This is a genomic window from Candidatus Gracilibacteria bacterium, from assembly GCA_028687475.1.
Classification (GTDB): domain Bacteria; phylum Patescibacteriota; class Gracilibacteria; order BD1-5; family UBA2023; genus STC-74.
Map to the genome: position 1 here is coordinate 53,360 of JAQUAB010000004.1, position 18,418 is coordinate 71,777.

Sequence of the window (18,418 nt, forward strand, 5' to 3'; positions counted from 1 at the left end):
ACTATACAAAGGTGAAACTTCCCAATATAAAACAGAAACATATGCGTTTGTATTCCATAATTCTTGGTTGTATTCTTTTTCTCTTGAAAATAGAGTCTTCTTTTGCTATTGTAACTCGTCCAGCAACAGCATCAGAAAAAGAATCTTCAGGATTTTTTTCCGATTTTTCCACTTCTTTTGGAAGTTTTTTATCCATCGTTTGGAACTTTCTTCTTTTTGTTTTGATTGTATGGTTTCTGATCAAGGTGATGCGCATGACATATGAAGTGCTCATGGCGAATCGACTTGTCTATCTCAAAGTTACTCTTCCTCGTGCTGATTCCAAACTCGACAAAGAAAAAGAAACAAAAAAAGATTTCAAAGAAAAAGTGGGAATCATGTCCGTCTTCTACAAGAGTGTACATAATCTCACGCAATCGAGCGCTTGGGATACGGTGATGAATGTGATTTTTCGCCATGCCAAAATTTCCCTAGAGATTATGTATCACGATGGTATGGTACATTTCTATGTTATTGGCTACAGAGAACACGTTGCGCTTGTGATTCAGCAAATCACTTCGAATTATCCGGATGCGGAAGTCAAACTCATCAATAAGAAGGATTTTCCAGAAATTAAACCACTTGGTTTCACACTTCAGGCCGCGACAGTAGGCAAAAATACAGATGACGTTTTCCCGATTAAGACATATAAATATTTCGAAGATGATCCACTTTCGACATTTACGAACAATTTTGGTTCACTCAAGAAAACGGATATCGCTAGTATACAGTTTGTCGTGAAACCTCTGGGACATCGTTGGAATCGAAAAGCAAAAAAAGCAGCCTGATTGCTTGCAAAATGAGAGTATAAAAAATGAATAAAATCAGGACTTTTTATGACGATTATCAAAGGAATTCTTGCTCCAATTTCTTGGCTTCTGTACCGGTTTATCAAAAATGAAGCAGATCCATCATCTATGGCGCCATGAGCATCGAGCGGTGATGCTTATAAGATATTCAATCAAGCAGAAACAGAATCACAGAAAATGGTGGGGGAAAGTGCGGGCCAGCCTGGTTTTGAATGTTCTATTCGGATTCTAGTCGCGTCTGATACGAGCGCATCAGCAAAGAATGCGCTTTCGAGTCTTGTGGCTGCAACCAATGTCTTCACTGACGAGTATAATAATCAGCTCGACAATCCACAGATGATGGAAGATCCACTTCGTTTTTTCTTTACACCAATTCGTTATTTCGCGTATCAGTATAGATTGCTCGGTGTACTTCAGAGCGTGAGTCGATTTTCTTGTGATGAGATGTCGACTATGTTTCATTTTCCAGATATCAACTACAACAAGTCACCGATTATTTCGTGGCTCGAATACAAGATGCTGGCTCCTCCAGCGAATCTGAAATTTCCGAAAGAACCATTGATTCTGAAGGATTATAAACGGGATAAAGATGGGAATATCTATACGGATGATGGTTCGCTTCTCCGTGTGGATAAAAATAAAAATCTCTATCGTGATGAAAATAAAGATCTGGAGCTTGTCGGAGGCATGAAAGTAAGTGTCTACAAAGATGGTGAAAATATCGGAAAGCCGATTGATGCGGGGAAAACGCCAATTCAGATTGATGAACATCGAAAGATGCAAGGATTTCCACTCTACAAGGATGGAGTTCTGATGGGATGGAATGAATATCGCAACAATAAGACACCGATCTATTTCATGAAAAAAGATCGAGGACGACACCAATATATTATCGGTAAATCCGGTTGAGGTAAGTCGGTATTTATCGGTTATCTCGCGCGTCAGGATCTCTGGAATGGTGATGGGCTCTGTGTGATTGATCCACATGGTGATCTCGTTGAAGATGTTGTCGCTTTTACACCAAAAGAACGTGCAAAAGACATGATTGTTTTTGATCCAGCAGATTACGAACGTCCAATGGGACTCAATATGCTCGATATTATTGCAACCGATCCAGCTCTTCGTGGTATCGAAAAAGACCGTGCTGCGCTGGATGCAACTTCTATTTTCATCAAGATGTATGGTGATGAGATTTTCGGGCCACGCATTCAGCATTATTTCCGTAATGGATGTCTCACACTCATGGATGATGAAGACGAATGAGGAACGCTGATTGATGTTCCACGACTTTTCACGGATGAAGCATTCATGAAGTACAAGACTTCGAAAATCAAGAATGTGATGGTGAAATCCTTTTGGGAACATGAATATGCTCAGACCGGAGATCGAGAAAAACAAGAGATGATTCCATTTTTCTCAGCAAAATTCGGACCATTCATCACGAATACGACGATGCGTAATATCATCGGTCAGACAAAATCTGCCTTCAATCTTCGCCAAGTGATGGATGAACAAAAAGTACTCATGGTGAATCTCTCGAAGTGACGAATCGGAGATCTCAATGCACAACTTCTAGGTCTGATCATGGTATCGAAAATCAATATGGCAGCGATGAGTCGTGCCGATATGCCAGAAGATCAACGTAAGGATTTTTATCTCTATGTGGATGAATTCCAGAATTTCGCCACAGACACATTCGGAGAAATCCTTTCTGAAGCTCGAAAATATCGACTCGCGCTCATCATGGCACACCAATTCATCGCACAGATTGGTGGCTCGGGAGATAAATATGGAAAAGGAGGAGGGAAGCCATCTATCAAAGATGCAGTATTCGGAAATGCAGGTACAATTATGTCATTCAAGGTGGGGGCAGAAGATGCTGAATATCTCGAAAAAGAGTATGCACCACTCCTCTCGCAACAGGATATTATCGGTATTGCGAACTTCACGACGTATTGCAAACTCAATATCGACAATGCATCGACTCGACCGTTCGATCTTAAGACTATTTGGGATAATACATACAAAAATCCTGAAGTCTCAAAAATCATCAAAGAATATTCTCGCAAGATGTATGGTCGAAAAAAAGAATATGTCGATATGGAAATCGAAGCCCGAATGGGTATAATTCGGGATGAACCAGATAATTCGTCATCTTCTCCTGATAGTAGCAGCTCCTAATTCTTCTTATGCTTCACAAAATTCTTCCCATTATCGTTCTTCTTCTTGTTGGTCTTGATACCATCTTTTTGATGGGATTATCTGGAAGCAGCTTTTCGAAAGATATTATCCAATACTTTCCTTCATGGTCCATTATATTTATCATACTTCAACTTCCCATTTTGTATGGAATTGTGTACTTCGGATATATCGGACCTGTGCAACGGTTGAATCAGAGTATTGCACGATTCATGACAGGAACAGAAGAAGAACCAAGTGTTACAGCCAATGCATGGAGTAAGGGAATGAATCATGTGATTGAATTTTTCGTGAAGAGCCTCCAGATTCTGAAGATATTCAAACAAGAACTTCGTGATGGAAGAAAACTTCGTTCCGAAGTGGAAATTGCGAGTGAGATTCAGCGCCATGTGATCGCCAATGAGGAAACAACAATTCCGTCGCTAGAAGTCGCACTTGCTACTACTCCAGCTTCGGAAGTGGGATGAGATAGTCTCGATATTATTACAGGAATAGATAATAATTATTATATCTATGTTGGTGATGTCACTGGACATGGTGTTCCGAGTGGTTTTGTCATGATGATGGTGAATGCTCTGATTTCCGCATTTGCTACGGAAGAAACAAACGGTGCTCGTATTCTCGCCGAAACAAATCGTATCTTGAAGCCTCGTATCAAGCAGAATATGATGATGACCTGTATCATGCTTCGCTGGAATGAGACAGAAAAAAAACTCTACTATACTGGTGCTGGACATGAACATCTTCTCGTCTACAAAGCTACCGAACAAAAAGTATATAAAATCAAGTCTGGATGAGTGGCACTCGGTATGGTGCGCGATTCTTCCAAGATTCTCAAAGAACAACAAATTCTCTTCGACAAGAATGATATTATTATTCTCTATACTGATGGTATTACGGAGGCGCGTCTTCATTCTGAACAAAATGGAATGCTTTTCGGTATTGATCGTATTGTCAAATCAATTATGGATGTTCAGGTAAAAACAGCGGAAAATATTTTTCGCCAGATTACGATTGATCTTTCCGCATTTATGGGGTATCGACATAAACAATATGATGATATCACGCTTTTTGTAGCACGATTTCTCGGAACCGATGCGAAATGAGTGACCCTCAGTGATATTCCTCGAGACATTGATCGGAGTCTCATCACTGAATGGAATTGGTGACAACCAATCAATCAAAAAACCAATGAGCAAAATGGAGTTTCCACCCCACAAAATAGTTAATACTTTCTTTTTATGCCCGTTCCTACACTTACAGAACTTGTCGAGAAAAATTATACAGGAGATGTCGAATGACTCGAATCTCCTCAGGATTCTTTTGTATTGCCAAAAGAAGCGGTTGTCGAAGATGTCGAAGTAGCTTCGATAGTTGATAAAATTCCCAACAAACCAATTATCAATTTTTCTGATCCAGATAAGAAACTCACAAAAGAAGAAGCACTTGAACTCAAGGAAACAGAACGAGAATACAAGGAAGCACTTGCATATGTGAAGGATATGATTGCTCCTGCTATGATGCGTATCGACGCAACCAAGCTCCAAATCGGAGATACGTATGTGCGTACGATTTTTACGTATGCTTATCCCGATGTACTCGAAGGGAATTGGCTTTCGCCTCTCATCAACTGGGATGTGAAATTCGACGTGTCGATGTTTGTCTATCCTGTCGATAGTGATCGTGTGATGCGTTTCTTGCGCAAACGTCTCACACAGCTACGTTCTCAATATGCCATCAATCGTGAGAAGGGGCTTATCGGAGATCCACACCTCGATGCCCAGATTCAAGATGTAGAGGAGCTTCAGGTTTCACTCACTCGTGGTCAGGAGAAATATTTCCATCTTTCGCTCTATATCACAACGTATGCGGAAAGTGAAGATGAGATGAAAAAACTGTCGAATACACTCGATGTGATGCTCTCAGGACGCAATATCCTCACGAAACAAGCGTATCTCCGTGCTGAACAAGGATTTATCGCGACAGGACCATTTGCTCGTGACGAAGTGAATGTATATAGAAATATTTCTACAAAAGGTCTTTCTACGACATTTCCATTCAGTTCGAATTCGCTTTCGCAAGATGATGGGATTTTCTATGGAATCAATACACACAATAATTCTCTCATTATTTTCGATCGATTCCAGACTGAGAATGCGAATATGTGTGTCTTCGCAAAATCCGGTTGAGGAAAATCGTTCGCTGTAAAGCTGGAGATTCTTCGTGCACTCATGCTTGGAACAGATGTTATCGTTCTTGATCCTGAGAATGAGTACCGTGCTCTCGTAGATACGGTTGGTGGAACATATCTGAATATCAACCTGAATTCCGATGAACGTATCAATCCATTCGATCTTCCACGAGCATTGAAGGATACAGATGCTCATCCTGGAGATCTTCTTCGTGGTGCAGTCGTGAATATGCTGGGGCTTTTGCATCTCATGCTCGGAGTGATTACTCCGATGGAAGAAGCATTGCTCGAAAAAGCGCTTATCACAACGTATTCGCTGAAGGGAATTACGATGGAAGATGATAATATCGAAGGGAAAGAAATTCCTCTCATGAAGGATCTTCTCTCAGTGCTCGAGACGATGGATGGTGCACGCTGACTCGTCGAACGCTTGGATAAATATGTGAATGGTATTTTCTCTGGCGTATTTTCTCAGCTCACGAATGTGGATCTGAAGGAAGGACTGGTAGTATTCTCAGTACGTGATCTGGATGAGATACTTCGCCCGATTGCCATGTATATTCTCCTGAACTATGTCTGGAATGTAGTGCGTTCGAGTGAGAAAAAACGCCTCCTCGTTGTGGATGAAGCATGGAATATCATGCAGTATGAGGATAGTGCAAAATTCCTCTTCGGTCTCGTGAAGCGCGCCCGAAAATATGGACTTGGAGTGACGACGATTACTCAGGATGTTGAGGATTTCATGACGAATCAATACGGAAAAGCGATTGTGACGAACTCATCGATCCAACTTCTCCTGAAGCAATCACCTGCTTCTATCGATGTCCTTCAGGATATATTCAAACTGACAGAACAGGAGAAGTACATTCTTCTGAATGCTTCTGTTGGTACTGGACTCTTCTTTGCTGGAGGGGAACATGTGGGTATTCAGATTCTCTCATCCTACTTCGAAGAGAAAATTATTACTACGAAACCAAACGTCTAACCTTTTCGTTTGCCTTTTTCACCTTTTTCTTTAGAATACCGCCGTCAAATCGGTATTTTTCCGTATTTAATTTCTAAAATTTCTTTTATGATTACAGCTCTTAAGGCTCGTACAGGTACTGTACTTCGAATTGATGGTGGACTTTTTCTCGTAGTAAAGCACGAAATGCGTCGTGGTGGTCGTGGAGCAACCAACGTTGCAATGCGTCTCAAGAATCTCATCATCGGAAATACTCAGGATAAGGTAATGGACTCTGAAGAAAAGCTTGAGGATGTTGTTCTCGAACGTGCAAAGGCAGAATTTCTCTACCAATCAGGTGATGATTTTTCTTTCATGAATCAGGATACATACGAGACAGTCGATCTCCATGCGGATGATGTGGGTGATGCTGCAGTATATCTCAAAGAAGGTCTTGTAGTAGATCTCCAGACTTTCGAAGGGAAGTTCATCGGTATCGTTCTCCCACTTCGTGTCACACTTCAGGTAGTTGAAGCTGATCCATCTGTAGCAGGTAATACTGCTGATGGAAAAGTGGACAAGCTCGTGAAGCTCGAAACTGGACTCGAACTTCGTGTTCCAGGATTCATTAACCAAGATGAGTCAATCGTTATCAATACTGAAACTGGTGAATATCTCGAACGCGCAAAATAGTCTCTAAAAAACCTCCAATTGGAGGTTTTTTTATTTGATGATGGAGAGCGTATTTCTCCTACTCTCGAATATTCTATTCTCAACCACTTCCAATCGTGCTTCCTCAAATAATTCTGCAAGTTCCTCTACAGTGAATCCATGATAGTATCGCATGAATTCTCCGATTTTGATATCGAAATCGCCGTTTCATCGATGATTTTTCGCGTAGCGTTCTTGGTTGAGGAGATTCCAGTTGGTCATATAGATTCTTCCATTGGGTGCGAGGAGTTCTTTTGCTTGTTTTAGAGTTTTGATGCGCATATCTCGGTCTTCGAGATGATGAAATGATGCAAGAAAAAGTATGCATTCGTAGTTCGTAGTTCGTAGTTCGTAGTTCGTGAGAGATTCCATCGGACAGACCTCGAATTGATGATTTGGATGGAGTTTCTGTGCCTCGGCAATCATTCATTTCGAACTATCGATTCCAAAATAATTTTGAATTTTGAATCCAGAATTTTGAATTTCTTCCAAGAATCTTCCATTTCCACAGCCAATGTCGAGCACAGAAGAAAATCCCTGTTTTCTCATGTCTTCGATGATGTAGTCGAGTTCTGGCCAGGGATGATTTCTTCGGCTGTTCGAGAATGTGGTAGCGAAATTATCGTAAGACATAGATTATTCAAAAATGCTCTTCCAGCCCTTCAGATACCAGCGGCGGAAGAAGACCATAAGGAAGTAGATAAAATTTGCAATGACAAGATACAGCCAAAAAAGGGTTGTTTCAAAAGTAGGATTTCCAAGAGCCAAAAGAGCAAATATATTACTCACGGATGCAAATAGATAAAGGAGAATGGTTTCCGTCCAAGGCTGAAGCCATCACTTCTTAAAAGTTGGGAGGAAAGCTAGAAAATCAATGATAGCTGATAAAATCACCGCATTGGTAACATCTCGGAATCAGAAATAGTAGGCAAGAAATACAATCGAGAGAGTAAGACAGAAATAATCAAACCAATTAATACGTATCCTTCGAAATAGGCGTAAACCGAAGATAGTTCCGAGTATGAGAAAAAAGCAGGTGATAAATCATGGAATAAAGGCAAGATATTCACTTTCTATAAAGAGAACATACGAGTTGAATCCTACCAATATAAGCCAAATAAATGAGGAAAATGGGTGTGGAATGGTTCTTCCACGAAACACGTCCTTCCAGTACGGGAAAATTCAAGCAAGATAGAATATGGTGCTTATGGATGCAAATACAAGCTCTCTTTCCATACCTATTTCTTAGGAAATAATCTTTCCAGAACTTTCGAATTCTTTCTCCAGTTTTTATCGACTTTCACGCGCAGTGCGAGGAATATCTTTTTTCCGAAAATATCTTCGAGGATGAGTCGGGACTTGGTTCCAATATTTTGTATCTTTTTCCCTCATTTTCCGATGACGATGACTTTCTGAGAATCGGCTTCTACATTGATATAGGCTTGGACTTTCATGAGCGTCGGATCCTCATTTTCTATTTGCTCAATATCGACATAGCAAGCATAAGGGATCTCGTCGCCCAATTCCTGGAAGAGTTGTTCACGAATAATCTCTGAAATACGAAGATCCATTGTCTGGACAGTGTAATAGTCGGCATCATAGAGAAATGGCCCTTCAGGAAGCATTTCCGCTATTTTCTGTGTCAGTTCCTCGAATCCTGTTCGTGCGACGGAATCAATGCGAAGGTCGACTCATTTTTGTGGATAACTCTTCGTATCCATATCTTGTTTGGTTTCGATGCGAAGAACGGGTTGGGGAATCTTTTCGAGAAGCGTGTCGATGCGGATATCCTCATCACCGTAGGGGCGAGTCGGGTCGAGAAGTCGCACGATGACGTCCGCATCACGGAGAGACGAAAAAGCTTCAGAATTGATGCGCTCGTTGATCTCATAAGCTTTCTGGCTGCCATATTGTTCACCTCCGTGGTGGTGGATTCCCGGAGTGTCGAGAAAAATAATTTGGATTCATTTCTCTTCGTCGGTGAAAATCCCAGGAATGGTTCGTTGAGTTGTTTGCGGGCGATGAGAAATAGCACTGACTTTTTCTCCGATGAGCGCATTGATGAGGGTGGATTTTCCAGCATTGGGTCGGCCGATGATGGCGACATATCAGACTTTTGGCATGAATTTTGGTTAATTTTTCGAACTATAACTCTTATTTTTCGTAGTTTTTATGTGAACGAGAGTATAGTGAGAATCGAGGAAAGTGCAAAAAATAAGAAACTGGATAAAATGTCAAAATTACATTGACAAAGAATTTTTAGTATATAAAATAAACTCTTCTTATCTAAAGAACAAACACGAAAATGCTGGAAACTATTCAAATACAGTCTCGTTCTGTTGATGTAATACAAGGGTGTGACAAGGTTTGTCGTGTTCAATCTGTGGTGATAAATTTGTTAATTAAGATTATGGGTCAATTTAACGAAGATATTGCGATTATGGATGCAGCGAATGATTATTTATCATTCAGGGAACTGGCATATGAGATTTTTACTTCACTTTTTAGAGTATTACCAGAGGAGCTTTCGAAATGATGTGATAGAAAAATAGTGTATCATATTGGTCTCACAGTTCCTTCCCGAAAGGCCAATCCTGTCGCCTACATTGTCTCGCGGTTGATTCGAGGATATTATGAAGCAAGTCGGTGAGATGAAAGTATTCGTGCAACTCTCAAGATGGAATCATGATTTGAAAATAATGAGACATTATTACCTATCACACTTTCAGAAGTGGTGAATAAAAGAAAAATAGAGACAATCATATGATATATTGATGCCCCAATATCATGGCATCCTAGTTTGGGGCTTGCTATCGGAGTTATTGAACAGCAATTAATGCGCTTTCGTGGTATACTTGACAAAAATCATCTCTCAGATATTGCTCATATTGATCAATTGACAGGATTAGCAAACCGAAGAAGCTTAAATAAATCTTTCCGATGACTCTTACGAGCAGGTGATAGTTTTTCTGTTGGTATTATCGATATTGATCATTTTAAGAGTGTAAATGATACATATGGACATAAGGTTGGAGATGAGGTATTGCGATTTTTATGAAAATCTCTCAGAGGTTTCTTCGAGAAATTACCACAGGCAACGGTTGGTAGATTTGGCGGAGAAGAATTTCTCGTCATAATTCCATGAGAAGATAAGTCACAACTAGAAATGCGACTGAGTGAATTTCAGGCATATGTTGCCAAAGAATATATCACATGGAGGAAAGATAAGAATTGCCCCACCACACTTACTGTAAGTTGAGGAACGAGTGATACGAGTGATATTGTACAAGGAGAGATTACTGTGAATAAGAAACAAGGAGAATTGCTTCAGAAGGCTGATGCCGCTCTTTACGGAGCAAAAAATACTGGTCGTAATCAGATTCTTTCTTGGAATGTAGCTGCCCACGATGAATTATTGAAGGAAAAAGCAGGAGTGCATATTGAAGGAAATAGAGCATTACGTGACAATAAGTAATTTTGGTCACAAAAAATCTCTCACTAAATGAATAATGAGAGATTGATTTTTTCTGGTGCCCAAGATGGGACTTGAACCCACACACCCGAAGGCATACGCACCTCAAACGTACGTGTCTACCATTCCACCACCTGGGCATTTATCTTTTGACCTAGAGGCTTATGGTACGTGTACTCCTCTCGAATGTCGTCCATTACATGGACTCGTTCTCGGGAGTATGGCTCCCATCACTTCGTGAAGGTCGCACATCTACCATTCCACCACCTGGGCTTGAAATGATGTAAGATTCAAAATGTAAGATTCAAGATTGTGAGGCGCAATTTTGAATTTTTAATCCTTGATTTTGAATGTTACTACTGGTGCACCCAGTAGGGTTCGAACCTACAACCAACGGCTTCGAAGACCGCTACTCTTCCAATTGAGCTATGGGTGCATGTTTCCCTATTTGGAATGCCTGCGGATTATAGGGAAGATGAAAAAAAAGGCAAATTTATTTTTAGAAAATAAAAATCCTCCATTTCTGGAGGATTTCTTTTTTTATTCTGATTACGCTTCGAGCGCTTCTGCTGGAACTTCTGGAACTTCTGCTGGAGGTACGTAGTTTGGATCAAGTGCCTTGAGAGAGAGACCGATACGCTTTGCGATTGGATCGAAAGTAATAATACGAGCCTTCATCATCTCACCAACATGAACCTTTTCTTCGAGACCCTTCATCATCTCAGGAGTAATCTCAGAGAGGTGAATAAGTCCAGAAATAGCACCGTCGAGTTCAAGGAAGATTCCGAACTGAGAAAGACGAAGGATTGGAGCTTCGATGATATCACCAACTTGGTACTTATCAGCGAGAACTTGCCATGGATTTGGCTTGAGGCGCTTGATAGAGAGAGAAATCTTTTCTCCTTCGATACCAATAACCTGAACGGTTACCTTGTCACCGATACGGGCGTGCTTGTGTGGATTGTTCACATGTCCCCAGTCGATTTCTGATACGTGTACGAGACCTTCGATACCATTGAATGTCACGAAGAGACCGTAAGTAAGGATACCAGAAACATGTCCTTCGACGATGTCACCAATCTTGATTGTCTGCATTGCTGCTGCGCGCTGTTCTTCGATGGCTGCCTTCTCAGAGAAGATGATCTTCTTTCCGTTCTGGTCAACATTGATAACACGAACCTGGAATGGCTTTCCAACGAGCTTGTTGAGGTGCTCAAGAATCTTTTCTGGGTTTGCTCCTTCGACACGTGGATAGTGGCTTGGAGTGAGCTGAGAAACTGGGATAAATCCCTTGATTCCATCGAGATCAATAAGAAGACCTCCCTTGTTTGCTTCGTTCGGAATAACAGTAATAATTTCTTTTGTATCGAAATTCGTATGAAGTTTTTCGATAAGTTTTGCCTGGCTTGCCTTACGGAGAGAAAGGTGAATAAGACCAGAGTGAGCATCATCACCAATGATGATAGACTCGATACGAGTACCAGGTTGGATATCAGATGTATCTTCTGTAGAAGAGTGCATATGAGAACCAGTAATGATACCAGTGAATTGTCCGTCGAGATCGACGAGAATCATCTTTTGATTCGCAACAACTACACTACCTGCAACAATCTCACCAACATTGAATGAGTGTACTGGAGTGGCTGTCTGGAGATCTTTAGAGAAATCTGACATAAGAATTAAAAAAGTTAAAAGATAAAAGTTAAAAGATAAAAGATTGAGACTAAATTTAGGGAAAATTTCCGAAGTCTTAGTTATTATTTTTTATCTATTAGCTCAGTAATGATGGGGCGGCCAATGGGGCTCGAACCCACGACCTCCGGATTCACAGTCCGGCGTTCTAACCAACTAAACTATGGCCGCCATACAGAAAAAATTTCTCGCTTTTGCGAGCTCGGGCAGTATATGAAAACTTCACCCTTTTGCAAAATATTTTTGAGTTTTTTTATTTTTTGTATATGATTCGTTCCTATTTTGTGATTTTCTTCTGATAAATCGTTCGATTTTCTTTATCCATTCAGGATTCCGAGGATATTGAAATAGTTCAATAAAAGAAGAAAAATAATTGATTTTTGTGTTATTGGATGAAATTTTAGGTGAGTCAAGGGAGTTTTCTTGATTCTTTTCGAAGATTTGTAGTATACTTTTTGTGCTCTAAAATGAAAAATAAGTGAATATAACTGATAGTATGCGAGGTATGTAGATGAGGCGTTTATCCCTAATCTCTCTTCATGGTTCTTTCTTCTTCTCTTTCAGCCAGCAGTCTCTTGTCTGCACATATTCGACAAGATGTCTCGCTCGTATTTGTCTCCCAAGAACGAATACAGAATTCATTCAAAAATATCAGAAAATATATTTATGCTCTTGTGGCAGTCATTGGATTTTGTGGGTTTCTCCCTTCCAGCGGATATGCAGCAACGGTTGGTGAGACGCAAGAATTCATCGTCACTGCCTACTATTCTCCGCTTCCGGGTCAGAGCTTCTATCTCAAGTGAAATTATGATGCTGAGAGAAGGCTCAATGGGAATGGTACAAATGGTGCAAGCGGATCCCCTGTTTTTACTGGAATGATTGCCGCACCGAAGACATATGATTTTGGTACAAAAATCAATTTCGATGGACTGGGTATAGGAACCGTTTCGGATAGATGATGAGCCATTGTGAGTGCCGGAGAGCGAGGACAGGTGTATGATCGTATCGATATCTGGATGGGATATGGGGAATCATGACTCAAACGAGCACTGATCTGGTGACGAAGAAAGGTCACATGAGTTATCGTAGAGAGTTCTGCTTCAGGAAATCCGATAGATCTTGCGGGTATTGATTCTGGGAAGGTGGATATTTCTCAGTTCGAGAAAGTAACAGCGACTCTCACCACAGCGCTTCCTGCAGAGGTTCAAGATATGTTCGCGGATCTCTGATATACTACAGAATGACGTACTACAAAAGAAATGATTCTTGCATTTCAGCTTGATCACGGAGTGATTTCTAGCGCTTCTGATCCAGGTGCAGGGAATTATGGTCCACTCACGACAGCAAAACTTCAAGAGGAATATGCTCGTTATGCATCACTCAGGGATACAGAAATGAAACGAATCGAGAAAGAACGGGCACAAATGGTTAGTGAAAATTCTACTTGGGCTACACTTATCACTCGTGCGGAGACGCAAGTGAATCAATTCTGAAGCCCAAAACGAGGAGAAAAGGGTTCGCATGTTCGTGAACTTCAAGCGTTTCTCCAGAACTCTGGATATCTCAGGAAAAATGCTCCTGTGGGCGTTATGAACCCTGCGACTATTCTTGCTTTGAAATCCTTTCAGAAGAAGAATGGAATTCCGCCGACAGGAAAAATCGATACTTGGACGCATAATTCTATCATCGAAACCATGATTCAAAAGAATCTCATATAAAAAAGAATCCTGTTATGGATTCTTTTTTTTGGTGATAGTATTCCAGAGAAATATCAGATCACGTTTGAATTCCTCAATCTGTTTCAGATCTTTGCGGTTGAATACGGTTCATTTTTTTACTACTACGACGATATCAGAAGATGTTTTTTGCAGGTATCCCCGCGAAACATCATAGAATATTCGTCGAAAAGAATTTCGATTGACACTTCATTTTGTCTGTTTTCCAGAGAGAAGAATACCACATCGTGCGTATCAGAGAGTATTCGGAATGACATTCGCCACCAGAGTATACGAAAAGAAAGGCTTTCTCTTAGATAAAACCTTTCTCACTTCTCTTTCATTTAAACGATGGAGTTTCGAAATCATGATAAATTAGCCACGAAAACGTTCTGTAAGGCCAGGGAAGGTAATAATACGTGCATTTCCACCAGCAACATTGTGGTGTTTACTTTTTCCACGAACATTTTTGAATCGGTTTGGATAGCTGACAGCGAGAACATGACGTCCTTTTCTACGACGAGCGCGAAGAACCTTTTGTCCATCTACAGTACTCTTGCGAGCGAGAAATCCGTGAACACGGAGACGTTTTCTTTTTTTGAATTTTCCTATCATATGCCTGTATTTTTTAAAAAAGCTCGTGGATTATATAGAATCTCTGAATGAAGTCAAAGTTTTTTTCGAAATCAATATTTATTGTTTAGTAAGACCATTTTCTTCTGACCAAGAAGATTCCGAGGAGTGCTGAAATGATAACAAGAAGTGCAATCTGTCCAGGTCCAGTTTGAACTTTTGATACCTTTGTCATATCTGCTGATTCCGTTGTATCATCACAGAGTGCCTTGACACCGAAGTCTTCCTGTATCACTGAACCTGATGAGAGAAAAAGCGTGTAGCTTGTATCTTTTGTATTCTGAATGAATTCAGGATCTCCCGATGCTGTGAATTTGTAGATATTGTATGAGACCGCACCAGTGACACTGAGCCATGAGAGAACACTTTTATCCGCAGAAGTTTTTACGAGCACTTCTCCGACATTTTCGATAGTACATCCTGGTGTTCCTATCGTTGCTGTGAGTGGCTCTGAGGCGAAGTTTGTTATCAGTGATTGGTCTGCCTTTACTCCAAATATACGGAATGTATATTGTCTTGGATCAAGTTTATCAATATACCAAGTATATGTTCCAGATGCTGTGAGAATATTTTTTGCATCTTTTGTGAGGACTTGTTCTGAGAGACTATCAGCGTTCATTCCATAAGCAATCTTGAATTTTGCGAGATCTGCAGGAGGATTTTCTACCTCGAAAGTAAATATGACTTTTGTTCCAATAGTTTCTGTTTTTACATTCACGAATTTCGGTGTTGTAACTGTTGTTTTCTCGGTAACAGTGAGGGTAGCCACATTTGCCTTTGAGATTCATTGTGAGAGATTATTCTTGAGTGTCACACTGAGAGGATAGGCTCCTGATTTTGTCGGCGCGAGAGTGGTTCCGATATATTTCCCAGCAGTTGATTCCTTGAGTTCTATCACGCTTCCATCGAGATTCACATTCACTTCCGTGAGTCCTGGATCAGCTTCTACCATGAATGTCACCCCTGTACTTGCTTCGACGGTTGAACCCGGAGTGATAGTGAGATTGATAAATGCAGGATCAGTACTATTCATACTAAAACGAACTTGCGCGGTTCCTATGACGGTATTTGTTCCATCCAGCAGTTCTACTGTGATGATATTTGATTGTTGCGTAAGAGTCGGGAGAGTTTTGCTATAGAGTCCATCATCGCCCGTTACGACCGTTGCGATATCTGAACCATTGAGTTTGATATTGACTTTGCTATTCTTTTTCCCATATCCACTTATAGTTATGAGATCTTTTGCATTCAGAATAGCGTTGTTCTCAGGAGTAATAATAGTGATACTTTCTCCTGAATTTGTAGGAGTTACAGTTGTTGTTGCCTCGACTCGAATAGTCTTTTTCCCAGAAGCATCTTCTATTGCATCGGATACTTCCAGAGTTTGTTCTCCGGCTTTCTTGAATATTACAGCTTTACTGAGAGTTTTGACACCACTATCGCTCTCTGTGAACTGAATTGCTTTTCCCTGACTGGGGAGAGTAGCATTGTAGTCAGATGCTTGGAAAAATATCGAACCTCGATAGGTTGGAATAATTTTATCATCTTTGTCTCGAGCCTCCACCGTGATATCGATTGCTTCACCAACTTTTGTCGAATCTGCACCAATAAGTGCAAAATGATCAATTTTCTGAGTAACAGTATCAGCTGCCCACACAGCTATTGATCCCCCGATACAACTTAAGAGAAGGAGGAATTTGAGAAAAAAAGATTTCATAACAATGAAAAATAAGAGAATACACCCCAGAAGTGCAATTCATTCAGTCTAGGAGTTTTCTGCATGATATGCAGAATCGAGATGAATGCAAGAAAAATTTTCCCAATTTCGTCCTTCTGGAAGCGATCGCTGAGAGGTCATGATGACTTGATCGGCTTCGAATGATTGTATGAGTTTTTCGGCGTACTGTAAGTCGAGCTCAGCAAATACGTCATCAAAGAGAAGTATAATAGGAAGATGGACTTGTTTTTTGAGAAAGAGAATCTCTATTTGCTTCAGCGCAAGCAGGAGCATTTTGTTTTCTCCGCGAGAAAGAAAGAGTGCATTTTCTGTTGCAATTTCATCAGCATTTGTTCCTATTAAGAAAGAAAAATCATCCAAGTGTGGACCAATGTGTGTATGTCCAGTGATAATATCTCGTTCTCTATTTTCATCGAGATAGCGTGTTAATGATTCTTCTACAGAAAGTCCATACTCTCGACATTTTTCTTCTATTTTGCAAGTATATGTATGTGTGATGGAATATTTGGGGAGATAGGATTGAATATACTCTATATATTCATCGACAAAATCGCGCCACTTCATCCGATAAAGATGATAAATATGAGCTTTCTCCACAAAAAGCGCGTTCCAATAAGAGAGGTTACTTCGTTCCGCTTCACCTTCTCGAATTTTCTTCAGTAGTGCATTTCTCTGTCGAACGATATTCTCATATTCACGACGTACACTGCGGAATTGTCCGAAAGCACGCTCGAGAATGCTATCGAGCATATCACGCCTTATACTCGGAGCAAAATAAAAAAGATTCATATCGAATGGTGATACAAAAACCGTTCGATATGGAATATTGGCATTGTATTTCGCTCCTGAAATAGCTTTCCCTTGAATTTTATAAATATCTTTCTTTTCTTTTCGTTCGCGCGAATAGGTCTTGATTCCTGCTTCTTCTTGGTATCCGATTTCGAATGCAGAATCTTCATAGCGTGGCGCTTGGATATAGTGCAATGACCCACCACTCGCGAGGTGAATCGCTTCGAGAATATGTGTTTTCCCAGATCCATTTCCGCCGACGATGCAGTTGTATTTCTCGAGGGCAATACGAGCATCATGGTATCATCGAAAATTATGAATGTGGAACGATGTAATCATGAAAATACGTTTCTAAAATGAACATTCCGGGACAAGCCCGGAATGAGAGAAGATATGTTTTCCTATTTCTTCTTGGTAATGTCGATCAGAAGAGGAGATGCGATACAGATAGACGAATAGGTACCAACGAGTGTACCGAAGAGAAGTGCGAGGGTGAATCCCTTCAGACTCTCAGGCCCAAAGAGAAACATCGCGAGAACAACGATAAACACCGTGAGGGAAGTAAAGAGGGAACGACGCATAGTATCATGAATTGCCTTATCGATCATTTCCGCGAATGAGAGTTTTTTGTTCGCTCCTTCATGAAGCGTAGAACGAATACGATCCATTACCACAATAGTATCATTGATAGAATAACCGAGAATTGTGAGCATTGCTGTCAGGAGGAATGTATCGATCTTGAATTGTGGGAAGAAAAACGATGTTATCACGTACAATCCAAAGGCAATCAACACATCATGAACGAGTGATATTCCAGTTACTGCTGCGAATGGCCAGCTCGCAATTCCTTGGATAGATCCACGGAATGCATACTGGATATAGAGAGAAATGGCGATAATTGCAAGAGTCAGAGTGATGTATGCAGACTTTTTGATATATGCACCGAATGATTCTCCGATATTTACATAGCGTGATTGAGAGATTTTCGCAGCTTGGTATGTAGAAAGTTTTTCTGTGAGGCTTTTTACAAAATTCGACTTCAATGTCTCAATATCACTGTCTTTTGCACCTTCAGGAGTGGCAAATCCTGCTTCTACTACAAATGAACTCGTCCCAGCGATTCCATATACAGTCACATCATTGATGACTTCTTTTCCATCGAAAAGCGTTTCTTTCTTGATACTTTGGGCATATTCCTTTGCTGATTGTTCAGCGTTGTTGGCATCACCTCCAGTAGTACTATATTCTATCTGAATTCCTCCCGTCATATCGATTCCCAGATTCACTCCGAGAACAAAAGGAGCAACAAGGGAAATGAGCGAAAGTCCAATGGCAATTCCATAGAATTTGAAGCGATTTTTCGTGAAAGAGAACATGAGATAGTGATTAGTGATTAGTGATTAGTGATTAGTGATGAGTACGGATATCACGAGCAAAACAAGTTTTACTCGCTATCAATTACCATTCACCAATTTCCACCCATTTAT

The 18,418-nt window shown here is 40.5% G+C and carries 14 protein-coding genes, 3 tRNA genes and 1 pseudogene; 7 read left to right on the forward strand and 11 right to left on the reverse strand.

Going from position 1 to position 18,418, the window contains the following annotated elements; translation table 25 throughout:
• Positions 1-41: 41 nt before the first annotated feature.
• The 4 genes from PHY14_04420 (at position 42) to PHY14_04435 (ending at position 6,874) form a co-directional block, all read left to right on the forward strand.
• A complete protein-coding gene (locus PHY14_04420; GenBank protein ID MDD2694146.1) occupies positions 42-3,029 on the forward strand; it encodes a type IV secretory system conjugative DNA transfer family protein in 2,988 nt (995 codons plus the stop codon).
• A gap of 8 nt (positions 3,030-3,037) precedes the next feature.
• Positions 3,038-4,276: a PP2C family protein-serine/threonine phosphatase gene (locus tag PHY14_04425; GenBank protein MDD2694147.1), complete on the forward strand. Its 1,239-nt coding sequence runs from the start codon at positions 3,038-3,040 to the stop codon at positions 4,274-4,276.
• Positions 4,277-4,288: 12 nt separating this feature from the next.
• Positions 4,289-6,223, forward strand: coding sequence for a DUF87 domain-containing protein (locus PHY14_04430; protein MDD2694148.1), 1,935 nt, complete (start codon positions 4,289-4,291; stop codon positions 6,221-6,223).
• 87 nt (positions 6,224-6,310) lie between these two features.
• Positions 6,311-6,874, forward strand: coding sequence for an elongation factor P (locus tag PHY14_04435; protein ID MDD2694149.1), 564 nt, complete (start codon positions 6,311-6,313; stop codon positions 6,872-6,874).
• A gap of 30 nt (positions 6,875-6,904) precedes the next feature.
• Here the strand turns inward: PHY14_04435 and PHY14_04440 are convergent, their stop codons facing one another.
• Complete coding sequence (locus PHY14_04440; GenBank protein ID MDD2694150.1) at positions 6,905-7,525, reverse strand: class I SAM-dependent methyltransferase; 621 nt, start codon at positions 7,523-7,525, stop codon at positions 6,905-6,907.
• Positions 7,526-8,130: 605 nt separating this feature from the next.
• Complete coding sequence (era, locus tag PHY14_04445; protein MDD2694151.1) at positions 8,131-9,015, reverse strand: GTPase Era; 885 nt, start codon at positions 9,013-9,015, stop codon at positions 8,131-8,133.
• 287 nt (positions 9,016-9,302) lie between these two features.
• Between era and PHY14_04450 the strand changes: the two genes are divergently transcribed.
• Positions 9,303-10,367: a GGDEF domain-containing protein gene (locus PHY14_04450; protein MDD2694152.1), complete on the forward strand. Its 1,065-nt coding sequence runs from the start codon at positions 9,303-9,305 to the stop codon at positions 10,365-10,367.
• Between the two features lie 53 nt (positions 10,368-10,420).
• On the opposite strand, the gene PHY14_04455 is transcribed toward PHY14_04450, so the two are convergent.
• Positions 10,421-10,504 (reverse strand) — tRNA-Leu (locus PHY14_04455).
• Positions 10,505-10,528: 24 nt separating this feature from the next.
• On the opposite strand from PHY14_04455, the gene PHY14_04460 reads away from it, so the two are divergent.
• Positions 10,529-10,651 (forward strand): hypothetical protein, encoded by a 123-nt coding sequence (locus PHY14_04460; GenBank protein ID MDD2694153.1) that lies wholly within the window; start codon positions 10,529-10,531, stop codon positions 10,649-10,651.
• A gap of 73 nt (positions 10,652-10,724) precedes the next feature.
• On the opposite strand, the gene PHY14_04465 is transcribed toward PHY14_04460, so the two are convergent.
• The 3 genes from PHY14_04465 to PHY14_04475 all read right to left on the reverse strand — a co-directional run bounded on the left by PHY14_04465 (position 10,725) and on the right by PHY14_04475 (position 12,227).
• Positions 10,725-10,800: transfer RNA gene (locus PHY14_04465), tRNA-Arg, on the reverse strand.
• Between the two features lie 113 nt (positions 10,801-10,913).
• Positions 10,914-12,038 (reverse strand): S1 RNA-binding domain-containing protein, encoded by a 1,125-nt coding sequence (locus tag PHY14_04470; GenBank protein ID MDD2694154.1) that lies wholly within the window; start codon positions 12,036-12,038, stop codon positions 10,914-10,916.
• Positions 12,039-12,150: 112 nt separating this feature from the next.
• Positions 12,151-12,227, reverse strand: a tRNA-His gene (locus tag PHY14_04475).
• Between the two features lie 368 nt (positions 12,228-12,595).
• On the opposite strand from PHY14_04475, the gene PHY14_04480 reads away from it, so the two are divergent.
• Positions 12,596-13,774 (forward strand): peptidoglycan-binding protein, encoded by a 1,179-nt coding sequence (locus tag PHY14_04480; protein ID MDD2694155.1) that lies wholly within the window; start codon positions 12,596-12,598, stop codon positions 13,772-13,774.
• A 12-nt stretch (positions 13,775-13,786) separates the two neighbouring features.
• Here PHY14_04480 and PHY14_04485 read toward each other — a convergent pair whose 3' ends face one another.
• From PHY14_04485 to secF, 5 genes and pseudogenes are all read right to left on the reverse strand, one after another.
• Positions 13,787-14,140 carry a ribonuclease P protein component gene (locus PHY14_04485; GenBank protein ID MDD2694156.1) on the reverse strand — a complete coding sequence of 118 codons (354 nt, stop codon included), beginning with the start codon at positions 14,138-14,140 and terminating at the stop codon, positions 13,787-13,789.
• 105 nt (positions 14,141-14,245) lie between these two features.
• Positions 14,246-14,386 (reverse strand): annotated as a pseudogene (rpmH, locus tag PHY14_04490) (50S ribosomal protein L34).
• 85 nt (positions 14,387-14,471) lie between these two features.
• Positions 14,472-16,121, reverse strand: coding sequence for a hypothetical protein (locus PHY14_04495; protein ID MDD2694157.1), 1,650 nt, complete (start codon positions 16,119-16,121; stop codon positions 14,472-14,474).
• A 48-nt stretch (positions 16,122-16,169) separates the two neighbouring features.
• Entirely contained in the window at positions 16,170-17,270 is a 1,101-nt protein-coding gene (locus PHY14_04500) for an AAA family ATPase (GenBank protein MDD2694158.1), read from the reverse strand.
• Positions 17,271-17,332: 62 nt separating this feature from the next.
• The gene (gene secF / locus PHY14_04505) at positions 17,333-18,307 is read right to left on the reverse strand and encodes a protein translocase subunit SecF (protein MDD2694159.1); all 975 of its coding nucleotides are present in this window, start codon (positions 18,305-18,307) and stop codon (positions 17,333-17,335) included.
• Positions 18,308-18,418: the final 111 nt, after the last annotated feature.